Source organism: Pseudoalteromonas rubra, from assembly GCF_004212645.1.
Lineage (GTDB): Bacteria > Pseudomonadota > Gammaproteobacteria > Enterobacterales > Alteromonadaceae > Pseudoalteromonas > Pseudoalteromonas rubra_G.
Genome location: NZ_PPUZ01000058.1, coordinates 13,362 through 38,037, shown reverse-complemented (window position 1 = coordinate 38,037; position 24,676 = coordinate 13,362). Strand labels below are relative to the sequence as shown.

At 52.3% G+C, this 24,676-nt stretch carries 21 protein-coding genes and 1 pseudogene; 5 read left to right on the top strand and 17 right to left on the bottom strand.

Going from position 1 to position 24,676, the window contains the following annotated elements; translation table 11 throughout:
* A pseudogene (locus tag C3B51_RS23800) lies at positions 1-197 on the top strand (hypothetical protein); the annotation flags it as partial.
* Here C3B51_RS23800 and C3B51_RS18895 read toward each other — a convergent pair.
* The 12 genes from C3B51_RS18895 to C3B51_RS18840 all read right to left on the bottom strand — a co-directional run bounded on the left by C3B51_RS18895 (position 174) and on the right by C3B51_RS18840 (position 12,730).
* Positions 174-2,912, bottom strand: coding sequence for an ExeM/NucH family extracellular endonuclease (locus C3B51_RS18895; protein ID WP_130246043.1), 2,739 nt, complete (start codon positions 2,910-2,912; stop codon positions 174-176). The pseudogene C3B51_RS23800 and the gene C3B51_RS18895 sit on opposite strands and share 24 nt — an antisense overlap.
* A gap of 140 nt (positions 2,913-3,052) precedes the next feature.
* Entirely contained in the window at positions 3,053-4,063 is a 1,011-nt protein-coding gene (gene hemB / locus C3B51_RS18890; RefSeq protein ID WP_130246042.1) for a porphobilinogen synthase, read from the bottom strand.
* 1 nt (position 4,064) lies between these two features.
* Complete coding sequence (locus tag C3B51_RS18885) at positions 4,065-5,906, bottom strand: diguanylate cyclase (RefSeq protein WP_130246041.1); 1,842 nt, start codon at positions 5,904-5,906, stop codon at positions 4,065-4,067.
* Positions 5,906-6,694 (bottom strand): TatD family hydrolase, encoded by a 789-nt coding sequence (locus tag C3B51_RS18880; RefSeq protein ID WP_130246040.1) that lies wholly within the window; start codon positions 6,692-6,694, stop codon positions 5,906-5,908. The genes C3B51_RS18885 and C3B51_RS18880 overlap by 1 nt, the downstream gene beginning before the upstream one ends.
* On the bottom strand, positions 6,695-7,162 hold the full coding sequence (locus C3B51_RS18875; protein WP_130246039.1) for a hypothetical protein: 468 nt from the start codon (positions 7,160-7,162) through the stop codon (positions 6,695-6,697).
* The gene (tatC, locus tag C3B51_RS18870) at positions 7,155-7,901 is read right to left on the bottom strand and encodes a twin-arginine translocase subunit TatC (RefSeq protein ID WP_125718439.1); all 747 of its coding nucleotides are present in this window, start codon (positions 7,899-7,901) and stop codon (positions 7,155-7,157) included. Before tatC ends, C3B51_RS18875 begins: the two co-directional genes overlap by 8 nt.
* Before the next feature lie 18 nt (positions 7,902-7,919).
* The gene (gene tatB / locus C3B51_RS18865; RefSeq protein ID WP_130246038.1) at positions 7,920-8,252 is read right to left on the bottom strand and encodes a Sec-independent protein translocase protein TatB; all 333 of its coding nucleotides are present in this window, start codon (positions 8,250-8,252) and stop codon (positions 7,920-7,922) included.
* 6 nt (positions 8,253-8,258) lie between these two features.
* Positions 8,259-8,504 (bottom strand): Sec-independent protein translocase subunit TatA, encoded by a 246-nt coding sequence (tatA, locus tag C3B51_RS18860; RefSeq protein ID WP_046005831.1) that lies wholly within the window; start codon positions 8,502-8,504, stop codon positions 8,259-8,261.
* Between the two features lie 60 nt (positions 8,505-8,564).
* Positions 8,565-10,175, bottom strand: a complete 1,611-nt coding sequence (gene ubiB, locus C3B51_RS18855) for a ubiquinone biosynthesis regulatory protein kinase UbiB (RefSeq protein ID WP_125783422.1) — start codon at positions 10,173-10,175, stop codon at positions 8,565-8,567.
* A 10-nt stretch (positions 10,176-10,185) separates the two neighbouring features.
* Entirely contained in the window at positions 10,186-10,803 is a 618-nt protein-coding gene (locus C3B51_RS18850) for a ubiquinone biosynthesis accessory factor UbiJ (protein ID WP_130246037.1), read from the bottom strand.
* Between the two features lie 22 nt (positions 10,804-10,825).
* Positions 10,826-11,581: a bifunctional demethylmenaquinone methyltransferase/2-methoxy-6-polyprenyl-1,4-benzoquinol methylase UbiE gene (ubiE, locus tag C3B51_RS18845; RefSeq protein ID WP_046005834.1), complete on the bottom strand. Its 756-nt coding sequence runs from the start codon at positions 11,579-11,581 to the stop codon at positions 10,826-10,828.
* Between the two features lie 141 nt (positions 11,582-11,722).
* Complete coding sequence (locus tag C3B51_RS18840) at positions 11,723-12,730, bottom strand: GGDEF domain-containing protein (protein ID WP_130246036.1); 1,008 nt, start codon at positions 12,728-12,730, stop codon at positions 11,723-11,725.
* A 321-nt stretch (positions 12,731-13,051) separates the two neighbouring features.
* On the opposite strand from C3B51_RS18840, the gene C3B51_RS18835 reads away from it, so the two are divergent.
* Positions 13,052-14,815 (top strand): DUF885 domain-containing protein, encoded by a 1,764-nt coding sequence (locus C3B51_RS18835; RefSeq protein ID WP_130246035.1) that lies wholly within the window; start codon positions 13,052-13,054, stop codon positions 14,813-14,815.
* Positions 14,816-14,867: 52 nt separating this feature from the next.
* On the opposite strand, the gene mtnK is transcribed toward C3B51_RS18835, so the two are convergent.
* The gene (gene mtnK / locus C3B51_RS18830; protein ID WP_130246034.1) at positions 14,868-16,070 is read right to left on the bottom strand and encodes an S-methyl-5-thioribose kinase; all 1,203 of its coding nucleotides are present in this window, start codon (positions 16,068-16,070) and stop codon (positions 14,868-14,870) included.
* A gap of 188 nt (positions 16,071-16,258) precedes the next feature.
* Here mtnK and mtnA point away from each other — a divergent pair, with 188 nt between their 5' ends.
* On the top strand, positions 16,259-17,281 hold the full coding sequence (gene mtnA, locus C3B51_RS18825) for an S-methyl-5-thioribose-1-phosphate isomerase (RefSeq protein WP_125718427.1): 1,023 nt from the start codon (positions 16,259-16,261) through the stop codon (positions 17,279-17,281).
* A 23-nt stretch (positions 17,282-17,304) separates the two neighbouring features.
* Here the strand turns inward: mtnA and C3B51_RS18820 are convergent, their stop codons facing one another.
* From C3B51_RS18820 to C3B51_RS18810, 3 genes are read right to left on the bottom strand one after another with little or no spacing between them, the layout of a single operon-like run.
* On the bottom strand, positions 17,305-17,847 hold the full coding sequence (locus C3B51_RS18820) for a 1,2-dihydroxy-3-keto-5-methylthiopentene dioxygenase (RefSeq protein WP_130246033.1): 543 nt from the start codon (positions 17,845-17,847) through the stop codon (positions 17,305-17,307).
* Complete coding sequence (gene mtnC, locus C3B51_RS18815; protein ID WP_125718423.1) at positions 17,844-18,530, bottom strand: acireductone synthase; 687 nt, start codon at positions 18,528-18,530, stop codon at positions 17,844-17,846. Before mtnC ends, C3B51_RS18820 begins: the two co-directional genes overlap by 4 nt.
* Positions 18,527-19,141 (bottom strand): methylthioribulose 1-phosphate dehydratase, encoded by a 615-nt coding sequence (locus C3B51_RS18810; RefSeq protein WP_130246032.1) that lies wholly within the window; start codon positions 19,139-19,141, stop codon positions 18,527-18,529. The genes mtnC and C3B51_RS18810 overlap by 4 nt, the downstream gene beginning before the upstream one ends.
* Before the next feature lie 158 nt (positions 19,142-19,299).
* Between C3B51_RS18810 and C3B51_RS18805 the strand changes: the two genes are divergently transcribed.
* A complete protein-coding gene (locus tag C3B51_RS18805) occupies positions 19,300-20,394 on the top strand; it encodes a methionine aminotransferase (protein ID WP_240701929.1) in 1,095 nt (364 codons plus the stop codon).
* Positions 20,382-21,167: an amidohydrolase gene (locus C3B51_RS18800; RefSeq protein ID WP_130246030.1), complete on the top strand. Its 786-nt coding sequence runs from the start codon at positions 20,382-20,384 to the stop codon at positions 21,165-21,167. The genes C3B51_RS18805 and C3B51_RS18800 overlap by 13 nt, the downstream gene beginning before the upstream one ends.
* Positions 21,168-21,222: 55 nt before the next feature.
* Here C3B51_RS18800 and C3B51_RS18795 read toward each other — a convergent pair whose 3' ends face one another.
* The gene (locus C3B51_RS18795; protein ID WP_130246029.1) at positions 21,223-24,492 is read right to left on the bottom strand and encodes a methyl-accepting chemotaxis protein; all 3,270 of its coding nucleotides are present in this window, start codon (positions 24,490-24,492) and stop codon (positions 21,223-21,225) included.
* Positions 24,493-24,676 lie beyond the last annotated feature (184 nt).

Genomic DNA, 24,676 nt, shown 5'->3' with positions numbered 1-24,676 from the left:
AAAAATTTTGCTATTTAGTTGCTCTAAATAAGAAATTTTTAACACAGTTAGCGTCATATTTGCTCCGTCAAATTGAACAGGTATTAAGTGAAATTGGTATTAAACTGAGAGCAAACAAAAAATGCGCCGTAAGGCGCATTTTTTATTTGGCTCAAGCCATATGGCCCAGCAAATTATTTACTGCGACGGCGCAGTAGCCCCAGAGGTGCTGCAAACAACGCTAGCCAGCCAAAGCTGCCCGAGTCATCGTCACCGTCATTGTCATCGCCTTGTTTGACATCTTTTACATTGACGACAACCTGCACTTGTTCGGACAGATTACCGGCACTGTCTTGTGCCTGGACCATAAACTCGATACGGTTGTCGAATTCATAATCGAGCTCACCTGCAACAACAATCTGGCCTGCTTCATTGACTGCAATCATATTTGTACCAGTTACGATAAAGCGCTCTACTGGCGTCACATCTGAATCGGCATCTGAGAATGCGAGCATGCCAATGGCGGTGTTGATTGGCGTGTTCTCTGCTACTTCGAAGTGTTGACCGGCTTCAATCACGGGACGCGGATCAACTGGCGGCTCACCTGCAACCGTTTTGATTTCAACTATCACGGGGTCGTGGTCGGAAGCACGATATGCATGGGTCGCATACAGCTCAGCAATTTGTGCATCCGTGCGGTATTCCGTGTTGTAATCCAGCATACGCGGCTCATCGGCATTGATATGCCAGTCTGTTGCATCGGTTACTTTAGCTAGCAGTGAAGCCGAGGCCACAGCGTGATCCAGGCTGCCCAGACGGCCTGAGAAGTTGTAAGAGTAGCTCTGTGTATCGCCATCCACGTGTGTCATGACATTGCTCAGACCTTTATCCGCGAAGGCACGCATTGGGTCTTCCATTGCATACGCATTCATGTCACCAACCAGAATAACGTCTGCATCGTCGTTACCTGTTGGGTTGGTCGCCAGCCAGTCTGCGAACGCATTGGCACCTTGGGTACGAATGGCATTCCAACAAGCCTGGCCATCGCCCTGATCGGCATTATCACCTTCTGCTGATTTGCCACAGCCTTTGGATTTCAGGTGGGCGACTGCAACGGTAAACTCTTCGTTGTTATCCAGTTTACGGAAGCTTTGCGCCGTGGGTGGGCGGTTGCTGTAATCAAACGGCACAGCGGTTGTGAAGCTGGCCGTACCGGCTTCTTCAACTGTGTCGGTGCGATAGATAATACCCGTTGTGATATCGTCGGTGCCGATCATGTCAGTGTTGAAATTGACATATGCATAGGTGTATTCAGATTCTGCATTGATCGCTTTTACTAAGTCAGCAATAGCGCTGTGCTCACCAAACCCGTCGTTTTCTATCTCCATCAGGCCAATAACATCGGCATCCAGTGCGGTGATAGCTGATACAAGCTTGGCTTCCTGACGGACCAATTCCTCGGCTGTGTCTGCACCTCGTGGTGTTGGGAAGCCGGCACCCTGGCCATCGCCATTGAAGTAGTTCAGCACGTTGAAGCTGGCAATACGCAGATCGCCTTCACCTTTCAGTTCAGGTGCCTCAGTACGCTCATTGGTATTGTTGAAAGTTGGCGCCTTCGTCGGGTTCAGACGATACTTGCCAAAGCTGTATGCAATCACACCTTCCAGGTTAGTGACCGTATCACCCAGGCGGATGGTTTTATAGGCATCCAGACCTGTGCTTGGGTAAGGAATAACTTCTGGATTCTGAGCGGTTGAGCCATCATCCATCAACAGGTACTTTTTGGCGTTTTCAGCTTCTAATGCGTTGGCTGCATCCCCTGGCATTGCCACTTGGGTGCCCTGGTACAGGCGCTCTGTTGCCAGGCCAACCTCGCCATAGCGACCCAAATTATAGGTGTCTGCAACGACCATTTGGTGTGACAGGCTGACCAGCATGCCTTCCACCGCCTCCAGATCGCTGACCTCACTGACTGGCAGAGTCAGCATCTGTGCCTGAACATCTGCGCTGCCGCATACCTCAAGCTGGGTCACATTGCCAAGCTGAGTTGCGTTATAGAATTCCTGGACTGTGCCCTGAACACGGACCTGATCGCCAACCTTTACGTCGACATCTTTGTAATATACAAACAGACCTTCTGAGGTCATGTTGTCTTCGTCCATATCGGCTGCCAGCGACTGTACAAAGAAGCCTTTAAGCTGATCATCGCCTTGCAGGTCGGCCGTGACAACGGCTTCAATCGTGACGATTTGATCTTTCAGCGGGCTTTCATCGGTGCTGCCCTGAATGGCATTGATGGCTGTGGCGGCTTCACCACACACGAGAGGTTCTGGCTTGTCGCCATCATCACCACCATTGTCACCACCACCAGTGTCACTGCCATGGCTGCCCAGACCTGAGAAATCGTCTTTGTCGAATTGGGTCCATTCGGCGCTCGGATCAAAGGCGGCATCAAATGCAGTACGGCCTGTCGTTACTTCGATATTGCGGCGCAGTGTTTTGTCTTTGGTTGCAATGCCATTGTTTTCCCAGTTGCTGCCCGGGTCAAAGCCAACCTGGCCAAAGCTGTCCAGAACGGTATCGCCATTGCGTAGTACAATCGCATCGTCGCCATTGTACCAGCTGCCTCCGGTTGTCAGTTGTGCGGCATTCAGCACAGTATCAACTGCGCTGCTGTTTGCGATGACATAGGTACCACCGGCTGCGATTTCACCGCTTAGCTCTATAGTATTAGACGCATCTGTACTGCCATTTGAGTAATAGCTGAGCGTGTAACCGGTCAGTGATATTGCGTTTTCTGAAGTATTGAAAAGCTCGACTGCTTTGTTGTTGGAGCTGCCCTCAATGTACTCTGACATGATGACCTGCGCCTGTACTGGCGCGGTTGCGGCGGCCACAAGGAGCGCCAGTGGAGTGAATTTTGTTTTTATCATGGTTTTTCCCGTGTGTAGTTTAAACCCAAATGGGTACATAAGCTTACGGGGGGTATGTTACACAAAAATGACGGAATGTTAATCAGAAAAATGCAAAAAAGGAGCAATTTATTGCTCCTTTTTTAATAATTACCTATTAATTATTTATCATTCAACCAGATAGCGGCTTGCTTAGCGAAATAGGTCAAAATACCATCGGCGCCGGCACGTTTAAAAGCGAGTAATGACTCCATTATGGTCGGCTGTTCCGCCAGCCAGCCGTTGTCAATCGCGGCTTTGTGCATGGCGTACTCACCACTGACCTGGTAAGCAAAGGTTGGCACACCGAATTCATCTTTAACGCGACGTACCACATCCAGGTAGGGCAATCCAGGCTTGACCATCACCATGTCGGCACCTTCTTGCAAGTCCAGTGCGACTTCGCGCAATGCTTCATCTGAATTGGCCGGATCCATTTGATAGGTCTTTTTATCTGCGCCCTTGAGGTTCCCTGCTGAGCCAACGGCATCACGGAAAGGGCCGTAATAGCTGGAGGCATATTTGGCAGAATAAGCCATGATACGGGTATGAATGTGTCCAGCTTCTTCCAGTGCATCACGAATAGCACCAATGCGTCCATCCATCATGTCTGAAGGGGCAACGATATCAGCACCCGCGTCGGCGTGAGAAAGCGCCTGCTTAACCAGTATCTCTGTTGTGATGTCATTGATCACATAGCCTTCATCATCAATGATGCCGTCCTGACCATGAGTTGTGAACGGGTCCAGTGCCACATCGGTGATCACGCCCAGCTCCGGGCATTCGCTCTTAAGCGCACGTACAGTGCGTTGTGCTAGCCCTTCCGGGTTATAGGCTTCTTCAGCATGCAAGGATTTCTTGTCACTAGGGGTTACCGGAAAAATGGCAATGGCAGGCACGCCCAGTGCCACCAGTTCTTTGGCTTCTTCCACCAACAGGTCGATCGACAGGCGCTCGATCCCCGGCATAGAAGGGATGGCCTCTTTGCGGTTCTTGCCTTCCAGTACGAACACCGGATAGATCAGATCGTTTACCGTCAGTGTGTTCTCACACATCATGCGGCGGGAAAAGTCGTCTTTGCGCATACGGCGCATACGCGTATAGGGAAAAAGATCCAGTCCTGACTGAGCCACGTTAAGTCTCCTGCTTAGGTTGGTAAATACAGATCCGATTACGACCTTGTTGTTTGGCCATATACAAGCCCTTGTCAGCCATATCGGTGAATAGTGTGGGGTTACTCGTATCTTGTGCGATGGCGCTGTACACCCCCGCACTGGTAGTAAACTTTATCTGGTGACCGGCTACTTTCAGTTCGTGCGCTTCGGTCTCCTGGCGGATCTGCTCGGCCAGCTCCAGCGCGCCATCCTCTGAGGTATTGGGCAGCAGGATCACAAACTCTTCACCACCATAACGAAATACCTCGTCGAGCGGTCGTTTCAGGTGCTGCTCTATCAGTCGCGCAAAGGCACAAATGGTATGGTCGCCAGCCAGGTGTCCGTAGTTATCGTTGACCTTTTTGAAGAAGTCGATGTCCAGCATGATCAGGCTCAGCGTGGTTTGTTCCCTGCGTGAGCGGCGTACTTCCATCATCAGACGCTTATCAAAATAACGACGATTCTTCACTTTGGTCATCGGGTCTTCCATGTTGAGCTTTTCCAGCTCATGGTTTTTCTCTTCCAGCTCCCGAAGAGTGACCTGTAGCTCAAAGGTGCGCTCGTCAATGCTGTTTTCCAGCTCCTGTTGTGCCTGCTCCTGGAGTTTGAGTTTTTCTTTCAGCAGGGCATCCTCTGCCTGCGTACGGGCGAGTTTATGCTGTTGTGTTTTAACGTGCTTTTCGCGTTCCAGGATAAACTGGCGGGTCAGCACAAAGCTGATGTAAAGGCTCAGGATCAGGTAGCAGACGTAAGTCACCGGGCGGTCCAGTTGCGCGCCGCCAAACACACCCAGTTCAAAGCCAAACTGATAGCTGAGCGTTACTAGCATGATGACATAGATAAGCAAGGCGGTTGCCTTAGTTGTACGGCGATAGCGGCTGCGCAGGGTGCAGATGATGTAGCCCAGCACCAGGGTCAATGCCATGCTGTAGGCGGCAAAGGTAGCCTGCGTGACCGGCAGCAACAGGCTGAGCAAGGTCAGGATCAGGCCTACAATCAATAACTGGGTGAGCTTACGGTTGTGTTTTGCCGCAACCAGATTGGGCAATGCTTTACTGCGCTGAATGGGGATCAGGGCCAGCGTAGAGCACATCACCAGCAGGCTTTGCCCATATTGCTGTAACCACACACTGGAGCCATACAGATAACGATAACCAAAGCCATATAAATGCACAATAAGCAGCCAGAACAGGCCGATAATGAGCGTGCCATGCAAAAAGTAACGCCGGCGGGTAAAGCTGTAGAGGGCTAAGTTAATGGCGATCATGGCCAGAATAAACCCGGCCAGAATACCGTAGACCAGATTAAACTTACTTTTGTACTTAAGGTATTCAATCGGGTGCCAAAGGCTCAGCGGTGCATTCAGTACACCATGGTGGCTGACTTGCAAATAGACCTGGCTGTCACTGTGTGCAGGTAGCTCCAGTGGAATGAGTTGCGCTTCATGCTTAATGGGACGTTGCAGCAGCGGCAAGGCATCGCCAAGTGCGAGAGTCAAAAAAGACGCGTCATCATGGCGAATGTAGGCGGTGATCTTATCCAGTAAGTTGTTATCAATGCTCAGTAGCAGCGGCACTTCAATGGGACCCGGGTTATGCAAGGATACGCGGAGCCAGGCCTGGGTATTTGCGGGCGGTTTTAACGCCTGGCGCTGACCTGATTGCCACTGCGGGTCGCTGGCCAGTAGCGCCTGGATGGTGTCGGCCTCGCTGAAGGTATACTGATAAGTCAGCGACTGGTGCTGCTTAAACTCAGCGGATACCTCCAGTGCCTGAGCGACACCAGATAAGCACAGCATGAGCAGCAGCCAGCGCCACAGCATTAGCCGGTTTGCTCCGAAGTTAAGAACAAGGCATTAAAGTTCTCGGTGGTTTGCCGGGCCAGTTGTGTCAGCGGGATATTTTTAAGCTCGGCTACATGGTGTGCTATCTCAGGGAGATAAGCGGGCTCATTGCGACGAGACTTAGGTTTGGGCTTGAGTGTTCTGGGCAGTAAAAAAGGGGCATCGGTTTCCAGCAAGATCCGATCTTCGGGAATGTAACGTACCAGCTCCCGTAAGGCTTCACCCCGACGCTCATCGCAGAGCCAGCCAGTCAGGCCAATCATCAGGCCATAATCCAGATAGTAGCGTAAAGCGCGCTTATCCCCGGTAAAACAATGCAACACGCCCCGCAGTGAAAACTCATCCAGCATGGCGCTGAGCGTATCAAAGGCTTCGCGTTCATGCAGGTACACTGGCATATCCAGTTCCTGCGCCAGTTCCAGCTGAACGCCACAGATCAGTTGCTGGATCGGACGGGGCGAGTAGTCGCGATTAAAGTCGAGCCCACACTCGCCAATGGCAACCACTTCATCCTGCGCGGCCAGGTAGCGCATCTGTGTGATAAAGTCCTCGGGTACATCTTTGGCATCATGTGGGTGTACGCCCGCGGTGGCGTATTGTTGGTGCTGTTTTGCCAGTGCCAGGCTTTGCTCACTGGTCAGCAAATCGCAGCCAATCAGTAACATAGACTCAACCCCCTGGTCGGCGGCGCGAGTCAGTATGGCTTCGCGTTCGGTATCGAACTGGGTGCTGGTCAGGTTAACGCCTGCATCAATAAAAGTCGCCATCTAGTCGACCCTTCTCACTTTAATCGAGCGATTTGAACCCGCTTTTTGCATGATGAAAGAGTTGAACGAGCCACGGCGGATCACCACGACGTCACCTTCTTTGGCAAAAAAAGCCTGGGTGCCAATCTGCTGCCAGCGCTGCTGATTGTCCAGAGTAAAACGGCGCTGGCCATTGGCGGACTTGCTAACTTCAGACACCGTGGCGCTGATTTCCTGCTCAGGCGCCTTTTTGTGCTCCAGACCAAACTTCTCCGCAGGCGCCGCGTGTGTTTGAGCGCGCACCGGGTGTGGCTTGTTGTCGTGCTCTGCGGCCAGCGCGTCGTAACAGTTCAGGCGTTTTTGATCGTCTTTAAGCGCACTACAGGCCAGTAGCTTGTGTGGCAGTTTGCCTTTGGCCTGGGCAGGCAAAGCGACAACGACCGCAGTCAAAGCTAGCGTGCTTACCAGTACGTGTAGGGGATTATTCATGGGGCTCTTCCTCTGCGACCGGCTTTTTGCTGTACAGTCTGGCTAACAGTAAACCCAGCTCAAACAGCAATGCCATTGGGACCGCCAGCAGCGTTTGCGATAAGACATCCGGTGGAGTTAAAAACATGGCGACCACAAACACACCGACTATGATGTAGGGGCGCTTTTGTGCCAGGCTCTCGGTGGTTGTGACGCCACTCCAGCACAGCAGCATAATGGCGACCGGAATTTCAAACGCGACGCCAAAGGCAAAAAACAGCTTTAAAATGAACCCAAGGTAACTGCTGATGTCCGGCGAGAGGGTCATCATATCGGGGCCTACGGCGGTAAAAAAACCGAGTATGATGGGCATCACGACAAAATAACAAAAGGCAATGCCGGCGTAAAACAGCAGGATACTGGATAACAAAATGGGCATCAGCATGCGCTTTTCGTGCTGATACAAGCCCGGTGCCAGGAATCCCCAGATCTGGTGCAGGATCATAGGCACTGCCAGAAACAGCGACACAAAAAGGGTCAATTTAAAGGGCGCAAAGAACGGGGCCGTGACATCTGTGGCTATCATAGTGCTGTTTGCAGGCAGACTCTCTACCAGCGGGGCCGCTACAAACGCATAGATATCATTGGCAAAATAGACCAAAGACACGAAGATGATTAAGATACTGAGCAGCGCCTTGATCAGACGGTTTCTGAGCTCAATAAGATGGCCAATAAAGCCACTGTTTGTCATATCTGACATGCAAAAACTCGTAAGCGGTTAGTTTTGAGAGGATGGATCTTTATCGTTTTTCGACGCATCTGGAGACTTGCTGTAGCTATGGCGCACAGACTCCGCCGCGCGCTGCAACTCTTCTACCGACTGCTTGAGACCCGGAGAAATATTATCCAGGCCTTGCTCTTCGGCTTTTTTCAGGTTGCTGTGCAACTCGTGTACTCTTAGCTCTTCGCTGACCTCCGCCTTGACGGAGTTCGCAACCGATTTAACCGTGTTGATCCAACGGCTGACTGTTCTGATTGCAACTGGCAGGCGCTCAGGGCCAAGTACTATCAGGCCAACTATCAATACTACGACGAGTTCCCACATCCCCATGTCAGATCACACCTTGTCTTTTTCTTTTTCGCTGGTCGTTTTAGCTTGTGCAGCCTGATCGGTCAGCTGTTCTTTGCTATCCGTTTTATCCGACTTTTTTTCTTCTTCGTCTTCAGAAACCGCGTTTTTAAAGCCCTTAACTGCATTGCCTAAATCACTGCCAATACCACGCAGTTTTTTCGTCCCGAATAACAGCACGATAATGGCCAGAATGATAAGCAACTGCCAAATACTGATACCACCAAAACCCATGTCTACTCCATTTAATGTGTTATTGAATTAAGAAAGATTATACGCCGAGTGTGTAAAATATCACCCTGTTTTGCGCCATGCTTTAATAAATATTGCAATTGCCAGCGTTGCGCAGACGCTGCTGGCGAGCAGGCGTTCGTCAATAAAGCATAAACCGGCCACAATTGTGAGTGCTGCTGCACCAATGCCAAGTAGCAAAGCACGTGTGTCTGCGGGGCGTTGCTGTGCAACAGGAGGCCCCAGGCGTTGGCTGCGTTTTAAATTCTGATAAATAAGATCGGGCAGTTCGGGCATTTTCTCGGCCCAAAAAGGCAAGTTGGTATAGAGCTTTTTCGCCACTGCCAGCGGCCCGACCTGATCCTGCACCCATTTTTCTAAAAAAGGCTTCGCGGTTTTCCACAGATCCAGTTGCGGATAAAGCTGTCTGCCCAGGCCTTCAACATATAACAGGGTTTTTTGTAACAGCACCAGCTGGGGCTGCACTTCCATGTTAAAGCGTCGTGCGGTATTAAACAGATTGACCAGCACATGGCCGAACGAAATTTCGGCCAGCGGCTTGTTAAAGATGGGCTCACACACCGTACGAATGGCAAATTCGAATTCCTCGACGCAGGTATCCGCTGGCACCCAGCCAGAGTCAACATGCAGTTGGGCAACCTGGCGATAATCCCGGTTGAAAAAGGCAATGAAGTTTTCTGCCAGATAGCGTTTGTCTTCCCTATTCAGCGTCCCCACAATGCCGCAGTCAATACCAATGTACTGGGGGTTGTGAGGGTTTTCGCGCGACACGAAGATATTGCCCGGATGCATGTCAGCATGAAAAAAGCTGTCGCGAAACACTTGGGTAAAGAACACTTCAACACCGCGTTCAGCCAGCACTTTCATGTTGGTGCCCTGCGCCAGTAGCGCTTCGGTATCCGACACCGGAATACCGTAAATGCGTTCCATTACCAGCACATTGCGTCTTGAATAATCGCTGTATACTTCTGGAATATACAAAGAAGCCGAGCCTTCAAAATTGCGTCTCAGCTGAATGGCATTGGCCGCTTCACGCATTAAATCGAGCTCATCGAGCAGTGTTTTGCGGTATTCCCGCACTACTTCAACCGGGCGCAGGCGGCGTCCGGCGCTGATGAGGCTTGCCAGCAGACGGGCAAAGCGTTCCATCAAAGACAGGTCTGCCAGGATCTGTTTCTCGATATTGGGTCGAATCACTTTAACGACCACTTCTCTAAGCTGATCGTCGACCAGCAGTTTGGCGCAGTGCACCTGGGCGATGGAGGCTGAAGCCAGCGGGGTTTGCTCAAACTCGACAAAACAGTCGTCAATACTGTCCAGTCCCAGTGCTTTTTCTATCAGCGCTTGCGCCTGCTCGCCGGGAAACGGTGCCACTTTATCCTGCAGCAGGGCGAGTTCTTCAGCAATATCCGGCGGCAGCAGATCGCGGCGTGTGGACAACATCTGGCCAAACTTGATCCACACTGGCCCTAAGGTTTGCAGGGCCAGTCTGAGCCGCGCACCAACGGGTTTGTCGCGATGCTGGTTGGGCAGCCAGAACAGGCTGCGCCTGATCGCCCGGGCATACCAGGGCTGTTTTTGCCTGGGGAGCAGATCATCCAGGCCATAATTAAGAAACGTTTTACCAATTTGATACAGACGAGCGATGGACAAATCCAGCTCCTTATAATTCGCTGAGTGCGTTGATACGTTGTTCCAGAGCGGCAAGTTGTTGTGCCAGCTGTCGCGTATGGGTTTTAAACTGACGAACTTCCAGCGGATGAACGGCGACGTTGAGTTCGTCCTGACACAGTTGCGTGACCGTGCGCTTGAGTATACTGAGGTGGCTGGCACCACGTTGTTTGGCCTGCTTGCATTGCGCGACCAGCAGCTGAGCAGGGGCATCGCCAAGATGAGTGGAGAGGTGCTCGGCCCAGTCGATATCCAGGCCCGCAAAGGCTTTACTGTAACTTTGTGCCAGTTGTAAATCCCCTTCCAGATCCAGCTTTTCTTCTCGGATCAGGCGCGTAAGCTGACTGGGATCGGAGAGTTCCTGGAGCGTCGATAAGGTCGTGGTAATGTGGCAATCGGCCTGATCTTGGTAGTTGCCGTAGACGAAACAGCGCGCTTTGCCCTGCTGTTCGCCGACATAATGCAGCGCACAGCACAGCTCAAGATCGGTCAGGGTGACCGCCAGCGTTTTATGCTGTGTGGCAGCCAGCTGAACAGCCAGAGCCGGTTCTTTGTTCAGCAGCTGTTCCAGTGCACTTTCAGCAACGGCCGTGAGCAGCGTGATCCACATACGGTTTCCCTTGTTTTTGCAATTAGAATTTAAAGCCCCGGTGCAGTGCCACGATGCCGCCGGTCAGATTCTGATAGCTTGCCTGCTCAAAACCAGCTTCCTCCATCATCGACTTCAACGTTTCCTGATCCGGGTGCATGCGGATTGACTCCGCCAGGTAACGATAGGATTCACTGTCGTTGGCAACCAGCTTGCCCATAGTGGGCAAAATGTTGAACGAGTAAAAGTCGTAGAGTTTAGACAGTGCTTCGTTGTCTGTTTTTGAAAACTCCAGCACCAGTAACCGGCCACCGGGTTTCAGCACTCGGTACATAGAGCGCAGCGCTTTGTCTTTGTCGGTGACGTTGCGCAGGCCAAAAGCGATGGTGATCACATCCAGGCTGTTGTCCGGGAAGGGCAGTGCTTCGGCATTCATCTGTACATATTCAATATTGCCAACTCGCCCCAGATCGCGCAGTTTATCGCGGCCAACCCGCAACATAGAGTCGTTGATATCGCCCAGGATCACCTGACCTGATTCACCGACGAGTTCACTGAACTTCGCGGTCAAGTCGCCCGTACCGCCGGCCAGATCCAGAACTTTATGGCCCTGTCGGACACCTGAACAGGCAATGGTCTGGCGCTTCCAAAGGCGATGGATCCCGAATGACATCAGGTCATTCATCACATCATATTTTGCAGCCACGGAGTGGAAAACGTCGGCCACCATGGAGGCCTTTTCCTGAGTTGCTACTGTTTTATAGCCAAAATGAGTGGTGTCGCGATTTGCTTCTTTCATGTGTGTTATTTGTGCCGGATCTGGGTGTCAATAGTGTACTTGATAGCACTCAGTGAGTGCAATCGGTGTCAGCAATTTAAGCTGATTAATCAACAGGGCATGATATGGCAAGCCATCGCTTGATAGCGTGCCGTCGAGGCTTTAATTCGGTGCAGAAATATAAAAATTCTGACCCAGTGAGTGGGCTTTTTTAGCGGCAAACGCGGCGCGCTGCGCCAGGGTATTAAAGTCGTGCTCCGGTTGATGTTGGGCAATGCCAATGGCCAGGTTGATATCGGGAAACGATACATCGCCTTTGGCACTGACAAATTTCAGGCGGCTCACGCCAGTGCGGATCTTTTCTGCTACAACCTGGGCGGTGTCGGCTTCACAGTCGGCCAGCACAATCGTGAATTCCTGTCTGCCGGTACGTCCCGGCAGGCCACTGTGTAGCACGTATTTTTTAATCCTTTTTGCCACCCGTTGCAGCACGGTTTCACCGACCACCTCGCCAAAGTCCTGGCTAAAGGCGTCGAGGTTTTCGACTAAAACCGAAATGGCGCAGATGGACTTGTCCTGAGTCAGCCATAGCTGGGTTTTGTGACCCAGATAGTGGCGTTTATAGAGTCCGGTTTGCGGGTCTAAAATGCGTTGTTTGCGAAGCAAGAGTAATTGCTTTTGTTGCTTTTCGTGTAGCTCGCGGGCCTTGCGCAGGGCGTTTTTAAACTGCTGGTGCTGCTTCAGTAATTGATCCGTATGGGCACTTAAGTCGTTCAGCGCTGCCCGGGTTTTGACCACATTGTGTTCATCCAGATTATGTATACAGTGGCTTACCTGTTTGGCAAAGCCGATCAGGCTTTGCTGGGATTGCTGCGCCGAGTCATTGAGGTGGTCTATCATGCCGCCCACTTGCTGAACTAGGGCCGCTTCGGTCTGATGTTCTTTTTGCAGAAATTCGTAATACAGCTGCTCGATATAGATGCTGTCGATACTAACGCGATTGCGCAGATCACGATCCAGGCGTTCATTCAGCTCGCGATGGGTCTGGCTGATATAGACATAGCCAATATGGTAATTTAGTGGGGTAGGGGGCAGCTGATTCTGTTCCAGAAACTGACAAACTTTAGTCATTTTTTCTTGTGCTATTGCCATGGGATCATGGAACATCATTTTATTTACCACAATAATCAGTTGCTGTTGTACATCTCTTAGCGGGCCCGTTACGACGCTTATCGCGCTGCCGGTTTCGCTGCGGCTACATTAATCGCTCTCCTGAGTTTTGCAAAGCAAAAATCAGCGTAATGAGACAAATTTATTGCTTTTTCCACGCGGCTGTTGAATAAGTAAGCACTTTTTCACTGTGCCCGGCTTGGTGCCGTGCTGCGGCGTGACAGGTGCTCATCGACCACTGGTCGTATTAAGTTGCAAGCCCTTCAATGGCATGATTAGGTGTTGCGTAAATTTCACAAGATTGTTAGAAGGAACACCTTCGTGAGCACCTCACTTAAAACGACTTTATCCCGCTCTTTGTGCGCAGTGACGCTGGCACTGGGTCTGGCAGGATGTGAACTGACGCAAGTCAGTGCCGATCAACAATTCACCACGGTGGCCCAGCAGGTGATGGCCTTTCGCGGCGACAATGAGACCCGCAGACAGGCCCAGTTACCCGATCTGAGTGCAGACAATCTGGCCGCGAAAAACGCAGAGCGCGTGGCGTTCTTACAACGTTTAGACGCGCTGGATGAAGCAAAATTGAGTGAAGAAAATCGTATTAACCTGACTATTCTGCGTGCCCAAGTCCAGGATCAGGTCGACCGCTACCGCTTCAAAGCCCACTATATGCCGCTCAAGTCGGAAAGCGGTTTTCACAGCAGCCTGCCCTGGCTGTTTAATGATGTGGACCTGAGCACGCCTGCGGGCTATGACCTGTATTTGCAAAAACTCGCTCAGGTGCCGCGTTATTTTGCGCAAAACATCGCCTGGATGCGTGAAGGCCTGGCCATCGGACTAACCCAGCCAAAGGCGGTGCTGGCGGGCTATGAAGAGTCTATCACGGCATTTATTGTTGATGATGTGACGCAGTCGCAGTTTTTCAGGCCTTTTGCAAAGAATCAGCATAAGTTGCCAGCGTCTGAGTTTGCTGCGATCCAGGCTCGAGCCAAAGCGGTTTTGGCAGAGCAGGTGATCCCCGCGTATCGTGATTACCTGACGTTTTTTGTCGAGCAGTATCGCCCCGGTGCCCGGGACGACATTGGTATTTCCAGCACACCTAATGGGGTTGAGTTTTACCGCAACCGCACGGCGCATTTCACCACCACCGAGATGACCCCGGAAGAGATCCATGAACTCGGCCTGAAAGAGGTTGCCAGGATCAAGGGTGAGATGATGGAGATCATCAAACAAACCGAATTTGAAGGCAGTTTTGCTGAGTTTGTACAATTTTTGAGAACCGATCCGCAATTTTATGCCAGCAGTGCACAAGAGTTACTCAAAGAAGCCGCTTATATTGCGAAGAAAATGGATGCGCAGCTGCCGAAACTGTTCCACACTTTGCCGCGCCGCCCTTATGGTGTTGCGCCGGTGCCCGACGCAATTGCGCCTAAATACACCACAGGACGCTATCTGGGTGCAGACAAGGATACCGATGCGGGCTATTACTGGGTCAATACCTATGCTTTAGATAAGCGCCCTTTGTATGTGCTTGAAGCCCTGACCCTGCACGAAGCGGTACCGGGCCACCACCTGCAAATTTCACTGAATCAGGAATTAGACTACTTGCCTGATTATCGTCGTGATTCTTATATCTCGGCATTCGGTGAGGGCTGGGGGCTGTATGCTGAATACCTGGGTCTGGAAGCTGGGTTTTATCAGGACCCGTACAGCAATTTTGGTCGTCTGACCTATGAAATGTGGCGTGCTGCACGTCTGGTTGTGGATACCGGTATGCACATGTTTGGCTGGAGCCGTGAACGGGCGATGAACTTTATGCGCGATAATACCGCTTTGTCACTGCACAATGTGAAAACAGAAACAGACCGTTATATTTCCTGGCCGGGTCAGGCGCTGTCTTACAAAGTGGGAGAACTGACGATTAAACGCTTGCGCGCTAAGGCCGAAGCGGCGCTGGGGGCTGACTTTGATATCCGTGAGTTCCATCACCAGATCCTGCGTCATGGTTCTGTGCCATTAAGTGTGCTGGAAACGCAGATCGATAAATATATTGCCTCGGTGCAACGCGCCAGTCAGACGCATTAACCGCAGTCGGATCCAACCCTGAGCCGCAGGCCTGGGTTGGATCTTATACGTGTTACTGCAATACGCTGATGATCAGCTGGTAGCAGGCGTTTTTACTTTGACAGCTGCGGGCATGCAGGATCAGCTGCTGCCCGACTTCCAGCGCCAGTCGCTGAGCGCGCAGCCGCGCCTCGGTATCTTCAATCTCATCCAGATCGCTGACATGGGCCAGACCTATGGTGCGGCGGATCATTTCGCTGCCACAATAGCCAATGGCATCTTGTAAAACGTCACGCACAAAGTGTTCTGCGTAGCCTGCGACTTGCAGTGTACCGTCGGTGCTATGTTGTGCACATAAATCGAGCCACTGCTGCTCAAACTCACTCAAACAGATATCTATGGTGCGCAGCAGGTAGGTATGCATATCGCGACGCTTTGACGCTTCACTGATGCGACCGTGCTGGGCACAGAAATTAAGCAGCAGATTACCAATAAAAGATCCTAAGTCGAAGCCAATAGGTCCGAAAAAGGCAAACTCCGGGTCGATAAACTTAGTTGTTGTGTCATCAACAAACAGACTGCCGCTGTGCGCATCGCCATGTAACAGTGCCTGTGGTGACGACAGAAAGCCTTGCTTGAGCCGGGCAATGGCCAGCTTAAGTGCCGCGTTTTGGCGTAGTTTGTCGACCTCACCGTGTAGTTCCTCCGGGTAGTGGTTACGCTCTGAGCCCAGATACGGATCATCAAAAAACAGCTCTTCGGTGATAGCACATAGCTGTGGATTGGTAAAAGACTGGACCAGCGCTTTTTTGTCTCCCGGGGTGAGATAAAAATCGCTGTGATAAAAACTGGTGGTGGCCAGGTAGCGGGCGACATCCCGGCCCAGGTTGGTAAAAGTGCGCCCGGCGTTGAGCTCAGTGCGCAAGATGCTCAGATGACCCAGATCCTCCAGTATGGTGACGGCCTGTTCACTGTCATGGTGCAGCACCTGAACGGTATGGTCCGGACACACCTCGCCGTGGCGGCGTAAGGCACTGGCTTCAATACGTGCCCGATCCAGTGTCAATGGCCAGCTTTCTCCTACGCAGCGGGCATATGGCAGGGCCTGTTTGAGGATCACACTGCGCTGATGCTGATCGGTGATGCGAAAAACCAGATTCAGGTTGCCATCGCCAAATTCGTAGCAGCTCAGTTTTGCGTCGGGTGGGAACATCCCCCCCAGCGTATTGATGTATTCAATGGCCTTTTCATTGTCAAACGCCTGATAAGCACTCATCCGGATCATCCACATAGAATAAAATTAGATCAGCATTCTATACCTGCAAACGTTTAGAAGTCTATACATCTTTAGATCTTGATGTAGAATGGTCGGGTCTGATCCAGTAACCGGGCAAGTCACACTGTGCGTTGGTCGGCAGCGGATGGGCATGGGCAATAACCAGGATCACAGCGGAGTAAGCAACATTGAAAGAGTTAGTCGCACGGAGTCTGAAGTATCAAGCGGGCAAGGTTCAGGTTTTGGACCAGTATTTACTGCCACATGAAGAAACATGGCATCACTGCGAGAGCGTCGCACAGATGAAATCGCTGATCCTGACACTGAAAGTGCGCGGGGCCCCTTTGATTGGGCTGGCTGCCAGCCTGCTGGTTGCGTATCTGGCGCAGCAGGGCCACAGTAAAGCACAGCTTAGCGAGGCGATTGATGAGCTGGAAGCCACTCGCCCGACGGCGGTAAATTTGATGCACTGCATGCGTTGTCTGCGCACGGCATTACAGCAACACGAGTATGTTAGCGCGGTGATTGCCGAAGCTGAGCGCTTGTTTGAGGAGGATTGTACCTTATGCGACCGGATGGCCACATTGGGAGCAACACTGGTCGAGCCTGGCGATAACATCCTGACGCACTGTAATACCGGGGCGCTGGCCACTGCCGGCGTGGGTACCGCACTGGGCGTGATCCATCACGCAGCTCGCCAGCATGGCGATATTCACATCTGGGTGGATGAAACCCGGCCACTGCTGCAAGGCGGTCGGCTGACTGCCTATGAGCTGGCACAGTGGCAGATCCCCTATACGCTGCTCTGCGATAATATGGCGGCCAGCCTGATGGCGGCGGGTAAAGTAGACAAAATCTTTGTTGGTGCCGATCGCATTGCGGCAAACGGCGACTTTGCCAATAAAGTCGGCACTTACAACCTGGCTGTACTGGCGCATTACCATAGCATCCCTTTTTATGTGGTCGCGCCGGTCACGACTCTGGATTTGAGCTGTGTCTCGGGGGGGGATATTCCGATTGAGCAACGCGCAGAGGGCGAAGTAACCGGGGTAAGTGGTAGCTTTGGCAGCTGCCAGTGGGCACCAAAGGAGGCTAAAGTATACAACCCGGCTTTTGATGTCACTCCGGCTGCACTGATCACGGCCTGGGTGCTGGACACGGGCATTTTTTATCCGCAGGACGTTGCGGCAGGGAGATTAGGCACGGCTTAAATACACCGTGCCGTACGAACGCTTTAACCCAGTAACGGGAAGCGCTCAGCGATGGGGTTGTCGGTGCTTTGAGCCACCCAGCCCTGCTCATTATTGAACAGCCGGATCGCCGTAAACTCGGGATCGCTGCCCATATCAAACCAGTGTGGCGTGTTGGCGGGTACTGAGATCAAGTCGCCCTGCTGGCACAACACCTGATAAACCCGCTCACCGATATGCAGGCAAAATAATCCCTGACCCTGGACAAAGAAACGTACTTCATCTTCACTGTGGGTGTGCTCAAAGAGAAACTTCTGGCGCATAACGGGCGCGTCGGGATGACCTTTAGGCAAGGAGATCACATCCACGGTCTGATAGCCATCCTGGACTTTCAGGCGTGTAATATCCTGTCCATAGGCAGCAAGAATATCTTCGTGTGAGGTCGCCTGGCTTATCTCATAAGCGGCCTGCCACTGCTCAAAGCGGACACCGACTTGTGCCAGCGTAGCGGCTATCTGGTCATGTGTTTTAGTGTGGAACTCAAGGTTATCCGGGTGATCTTCATGAAAAACGCTCAACTGGCTCATTGTGACTCCTGTGCATGATATTGGCTGAAATCTTCTATAAAGGGATGCGCCTGGGCGCGTGGCTGTCCGTCACGCCACAATTGCAGGGTTTGCATACCGGCAGCTTTAGCTGCATCCAGCTCGGCCACGACGTCGCTCAGAAAGAGTATTTCATGCGCTGCAAAGGAGAGCTGGCTGACAATGGTCTGATAGGCTTCGGGTTGCTGTTTGGCACCCACCCGGGTATCAAAATAACCGCTGAACATGGGTCGCATATCGCCATAGTCTGAATGGGCAAACAGCAGTTGCTGCGCCTGAACCGAGCCGGAAGAGTAAACATAGAGTGCTTTTCCCGCATCATGCTCGGCACACAAAAACTGGTATGCATCCGGATAGATATGGCCGGTAAAATCGCCGTTCTGATAGCCATGTTGCCAGATCATGCCTTGCAGTTGCTTCAGCGGAGTAATTTTCTTATCTTCGGCTATCCAGTTGAGCAGTGACGTTATCACGCGTTCCAGCGAGGCCTGCGGCTCGCCCAGTTCAGTGCGCACGGCATCCAGTTGCGTACGAACTTCTGGGGTGTCGGCATGTTGCGTCACGAATTCGGGCAGCTTGTCAGCAGCATAGGGAAACAGGATCTCTTTAACAAAAGAGATGCGCGTAATAGTGCCTTCTATGTCGGTCAGAATGGCTTTGATCATGCGTTTTTTTCCAGTTGTCGGCGCGTCAGTTCGCAGTTAAACAAAAACTCCAGTGCTTCGATATGACGACGAGTTTCGCTCATATCTGCACCCATGGCATACAGCCCATGGCCGCGGATCAATACCCCATGGCGGATCGGGGTGTGAGAATGGTACTCCGTCACCCGGCGTGCCAGGGCGGGAATATCCTGATCGTTATCGAACACGGGGATCGCCAGCGTTTCAAGATGACTGGTGAAGCCATTGAGTGCTTTTTGCATTTCGTAGCCACTGATCTCCAGGCTGTGTTGCTCGGTCAGGCGTGATAACACGGTCGTGGCTACGGAGTGGGTATGTAAGATGCAGTGGGTGTCAGGGCTGAGCGCATACAGAGCCAGGTGCAGGTCGGTCTCAGCTGAGGGTTTACCGGCGCCATTGATGTGTGAGCCCTGGGCATCAAACTCCAGAAAGTGCTCGGGTTGCAGTGCGCCTTTGTCATGACCACTGGCCGTGACAACAAAGCCTTGCTCTGTTCTAATGGAAAAATTGCCTCCGGTTGCCGGTACCCAGCCTTGTGCGCTGAGCCAACGTCCGGCGTCTATGAGAGCATGTTTCGCTTGTGCTGATTGCATACGCTTACCTCTCACGAATAACATCGTGGATAATTTTAGACGGCTATACTTCTATTTGCAGCAATGATAGCATCGCTTTGGCCGTTACACCACATACAAACGAGGACTTGGTCGTGGAAAGCAAATTACCTCATGTAGGCACCAGTATTTTTTCTAAGATGACCGCGCTGGCCAACCAGCATGGCGCACTGAATTTGTCGCAGGGTTTCCCTGAATTTGATGCCCCGGAGCGCCTGAAACTGCGCCTGACTCAGCATGTTCAGGCGGGTATGAATCAGTATGCGCCGTCGCCAGGTGTACCGGCTTTACAGCAGCAGATAGCGCTGCTGGCAGAGCGTAAATACGGTGCTCAGGTTGATGCTGCGGCCCAGGTTACTGTCACCGCCGGCGCCACGGAGGCTCTGTTTGTGGCTATTCAGACGCTGGTGCGTCCGGGAGATGAAGTTATCGTGTTCGACCCGGCGTACGATTCATATGCGCCCGCCATTGAACTGGCCGGTGGTCGCAGTGTACATATCGCGCTGCGCTCCCCCGATTATCGGATTGACTGGCAACAGGTTGGCGCGGCCATCACGGCGAAAACCCGGGCCATTATTATCAATACACCTCATAACCCCAGTGCCAAGACATTAAAGGCTGCCGATATGACGGCGCTGAAAGCTCTGGTGGTCGAGCACGACCTGTATGTGGTCAGTGACGAAGTGTATGAACACATCACCTTTGATGCGCAGCCACACTTAAGCGCACTGCGTGACCCTGTGCTGGCAGCGCGCGCCATGGTGGTGGCCAGCTTTGGTAAAACCTTCCATTGCACTGGCTGGAAGCTGGGGTATTGTATTGCGCCTGAGGCACTCACCAGTGAGTTCCGTAAAATTCATCAGTATGTGACTTTCTCTTGCTTTACACCGGCGCAGCTGGCGCTGGCTGATATGCTCAATGAAGAGCCGGAGCACGTGGATGCACTGGCTGATTTCTACCAGCATAAGCGCGATCTGCTGATTGAGGCACTACAAGGCAGTCGATTTACTATTCTACCCAGCGAGGGCAGCTACTTCCTGTTGCTGGATTACAGCGCCATTTCGTCACTGGATGATGTCGGCTTTTGTGATTATCTGGTCGAGGCCATCGGCGTTGCCGCTATTCCGCTCAGTGTGTTTTATGCACACGGTAGCTCAGACAACGTGATCCGCTTGTGTTTTGCCAAAGAAGACAACACCTTACTGGAGGCGGCGAAGCGATTATGTCAACTTTAACCGTCGCTTTGGTGCAGCAGGCCATTGAGTGGCTGGCACCTGAGCACAATTTTGCTCAACTGGATGCGCAGTTGAGTGCCCAACAGGCGCAGCTCAGCGGCTGCGATTTGATTGTTTTACCGGAAACCTTTGCAACCGGTTTTGCGCTGGCGGAGCCTTGTGCAGAATCGCCACATCACGGCGAGGCACTGGCTTTTTTACAGCGTCAGGCTCAGCGCTGGCAGGCGGTTGTGGCAGGCAGTGTGTTAGTCGCACAGGGTGAGAAAAAAGCCAATCGTTTCTACTGGTGCTGGCCGGATGGCACAGTGCGCCATTACGATAAGCGCCATTTGTTTTGTCTGGGCAAAGAAGGGGAGCATGTGATTGCCGGACAGGAGCGGGTGGTGTTCGAGGTCAATGGCTTTCGGATCTTACCTCAGGTGTGTTACGACCTGCGTTTTCCAGTATTCCAGCGTAACCGCAATGACTATGACCTCATGATCAATGTGGCCAACTGGCCTGCTGCACGCCGTCGCATCTGGGATACGCTATTGCAGGCTAGGGCGATTGAAAATCAGTGTTATGTAGTGGGCTGTAACCGGGTTGGGGATGACGGTTATGGCACGGCGCACAATGGTGGCACGGCGGCCTATGATTTTACCGGTGCCTTACTGACAAGTGCCCCGGATAATCAAGCTGATGTGCTGGTGGTGAACCTGGAAAAGGCGCCGCTGGAGGCCTTTAAGCAGGACTTTCCCGCCCATCTGGATGCCGATGCATTTGCCTTGCAATAAGCGATTGTACACAGCGCGCTGAAGACTTCTGCGCGCTGTTAACCCTGATGCGGGTCTATGAGGCGTTGTAACTGTGGATCAGTAATTCCTGCTCGGGCTGTGCTGAGGCGCTTTGCGGATGTGACGTAATTTCAAAATAGCCCAGCAGTTCACGCATTGCATTGGCTTGCTCCGCCATTTGTCTCGCCGCAGCCATGGTTTCTTCGGTGATGGCCGAGTTTTCCTGAATTAGGTCGGTGAGGCGTTGCACCACGATATCCACCTCTTTGATCGACTGCTGCTGTGTGGTGGTCGACATATTGATTTTCACTATGTTCTGACTGACATCGGCAACGGCTTCGACTATCTGATTGAGCTTATCTCCCGAATCATTTGCCAGCTGGGTGCCTTGTTCCACTTTCTCGTTGCTGTTGGCAATGATCTCTTTAATTTGCTTAGCAGAGGCGGCACTGCGACCGGCGAGCTCGCGCACTTCGTTGGCAACCACCGCAAAGCCACGACCATTTTCGCCGGCCCGGGCGGCCTCGACGGCGGCGTTCAGGGCCAGCAAATTGGTCTGGAACGCCAGCGCATCAATCACTGACACTATTTCGTTGATGTCTTTGCTGGCCCGGTTGACTTCACCAATGGCGGCGACCGTGTCCTGCGACAGCGAGCCACCTTCTTTGGCGATGGTCTCGGCATTGCTGGCCAGCTCCTCCAGCATGTGACCGGTGCTGGCACTGGCTTCTTCCAGGTTAGCTGCCTGCTCTTCGGTGCGCTGGCTGATCTCGGTGTTGCTGGCGGCAATTTCTCCGGCACTTTGCGTAACCTGGCCCGCCGCATACTGGATCCCTTCAATCACTTCGGTCAGTTTAGCGATGGTGGCATTCACATCGCGCTGCAGGGTTTCAAAAACGCCTTCATAATGGCCATTGATCTGCTCGTTAAGCTGTCCTTTGGCCAGTGCTCCCAGCACCCGGGTAACTTCATTGATGGCGTCGGAAACTGTGGTGGTCGACGTGTTCACATCTTGTTTGAGTTGTAACAGCTGCCCCTGCAGGTCGGATTCTATTTGAATGGTAAAATCCCCCTGACTCATGGCTGACATCACACTGGCCAGCTCTTCAATCACGCGACTAAGGTTATTCACCGAATGATTGATATCGGCTTTGAGGGTGTCCAGCTGGCCCAGCATGGGCGAATTAATGGTTCTATCGAAGCGGCCATGGCTGATGGTCATCATCACGGAGGAAATTTCGCTGATGGCTTCGTCGACACTGCGTACCGACACATTAATGTGTTCTTTTAATTCACCCAGCTGGCCCTGTGCGGGCGTCGAGACGACTTGTTTAAAGTCGCCCTCACTGACCGCCGCCATGGTATGGCCGATGTCTTCAATAATGGCTGCCAGGTTTTGTACGCTGGAGTTGGTGTCTTCTTTGAGTTCCTCCAGCTGGCCGCGCAGTGGTAGTTCCAGGCGCTGGCTAAAGTCGCCCTGGCGCAACGCACTCATCATGGCTGCCAGTCCATCAATGGCCCCGGCAACGCTGCTCACTGAGTTGTTCACGCTCACTTTGAGCTGTTGCAGGCTGCCCTGCGCTTCAACCTGAACTTGTCCCTGAAAGTGGCCTTGCTCCATATCCGACATTACGCTGACAATTTCCGTCATGGTGGTATTGATAGAGTGCATTGAGCTGTTGATATGGGATTTCAGGGTGGCCAGATCGCCACACATCTCGGATTCCAGCTGTTTATCAAACTGGCCCTGTGACATGGCATGGATCACCTGACCTATGTCACTCAGAGCACTTTGCAGGCTCTGCGCGCAATCATTGGTGGCGCGTTTGAGGCTATCCAACTCGCCTTTGCAAGGCACGCTGATCCTGTCATCAAAGCGCCCGGCGGCCATGCGGTCCATTACCCGATTGGTTTCTGAAATAGACAGCTGAAGGGCGTCCAGCAAGGAGTTAAACGCCTGGCCACAGCGACCAATTTCGTCCAGAGTATTGATCTCAGTGCGCAGCGCGAAGTCGCCTTCTTGCTCCACTTTGCGAATGGTGTTCACCAGCGCGTGCACCGGACGGGTCAGGGTACGTGCAAACCAGAAAGCAGCCAGCACTATCATCAGCACACAGGCACCCAGCACCATTAGCAACTGAGTCCGTAAGGTATTGATCGGGGCAAAGGCCTCAGCTACGTCAATTTCTGCCAGTAATGCCCATCGCACGTTGAAAATGTCCACCGAAGTATAGGCCGACAGCACCGGGTTACCGTTGTAGTCCAATACTACCTTTTGTCCTTGCTGCCCCTGCATGGCCAGCTGGAAGGCTTCCGTGTTCACTGTGCCTTTGTCCGGGTGGCGAAACGAGGCCGTCACTGAGTGATGAACCGGGTCCAGATAAGAGTCTGAGCGCATCAGACCTTCCGGGCCAACCAGGTAAGTCTCGCCGCTTTCTCCCAATCCCTGACGCTCTGTCATGATGGCATTCAGGGCGTCTATCGAAAGTTGAACAATGAGGGTGGCTGGTGCCTGACCATTGATGATAAGTGGCGCAGCAACAAAGCTGGCAGGGGCGTTATAAGAAGGCAGGTATTGCTGGTAATCCACAAAGGCAATTTCTCCTTCGCGGGTTAATTCACGTCCAGCCTTGAAAGCCTCGGCAATGTTACTTTGTGCGTAGGGGCCGTAGAGCAAAGAGGTGGCAAAGTCGCTCTCTTTATATACCGAATAGATGATATTGCCACTCAGATTATCCACGATAAAGACATCGTAAAACTCGTAGACTTCGGCAATTTTACTGAAGAAGGCATGGTGCTGCTGGTGGACTCGATCATAGGCATCGTCTGCCCCGCTGCTAAATAGATTGAGTTTTTCACCCAGCGGGTGCGGGTTGTCGGCCAGATAGCGGGTTTGCAGCGTGATCCCCTGAGGGGACAATTCCGATAACAATATCGCCGGTGGCGCGGCCTGCTCATTCAGTGATTTAAAGCGAGGGGCAAATTGGTCGCGATAAAAGCCTTCTAGGCTGGCAGGGACGGCAACGGCATCATCGACTTCGCCATAGGCCTGGATAAACTCTGTGGCGGCTTGTTTCACATAAGGGTTTACCGCCAGTGAAACCAGCTCGTCCTGCACGCCGCTGAAATGACGCTCTATGGCACTCTCTTTAATTTCGCCAACCGCACCCAGTTGGGCATACACCTGGCGGGTCATGGCATCGGATGATTGCATCAGAGCCATGGCGATAATGATGGCGGTTGGGATCAGGGCAACCAGTAAAAAGGCCGAGATCAATTTTTGTGTCAGGTTAAGTGACTTAAAGAAGTGGCTGAGATCAGACATGCTCCCTGCTCCTTGTATTTGCTGATATACCCGTGAGGCTGGACTGGTCACATCTGCACAAGTGGCCTCGCTGCGCCGTCATCATAGCATGTGCCTGACGACAGAGTATCCTATTCAGTGACACAGTTTAGAACAGTTCGCGATATTATCCAGAACGTGGATCGGGACAAAGTTGGGGGTGTAA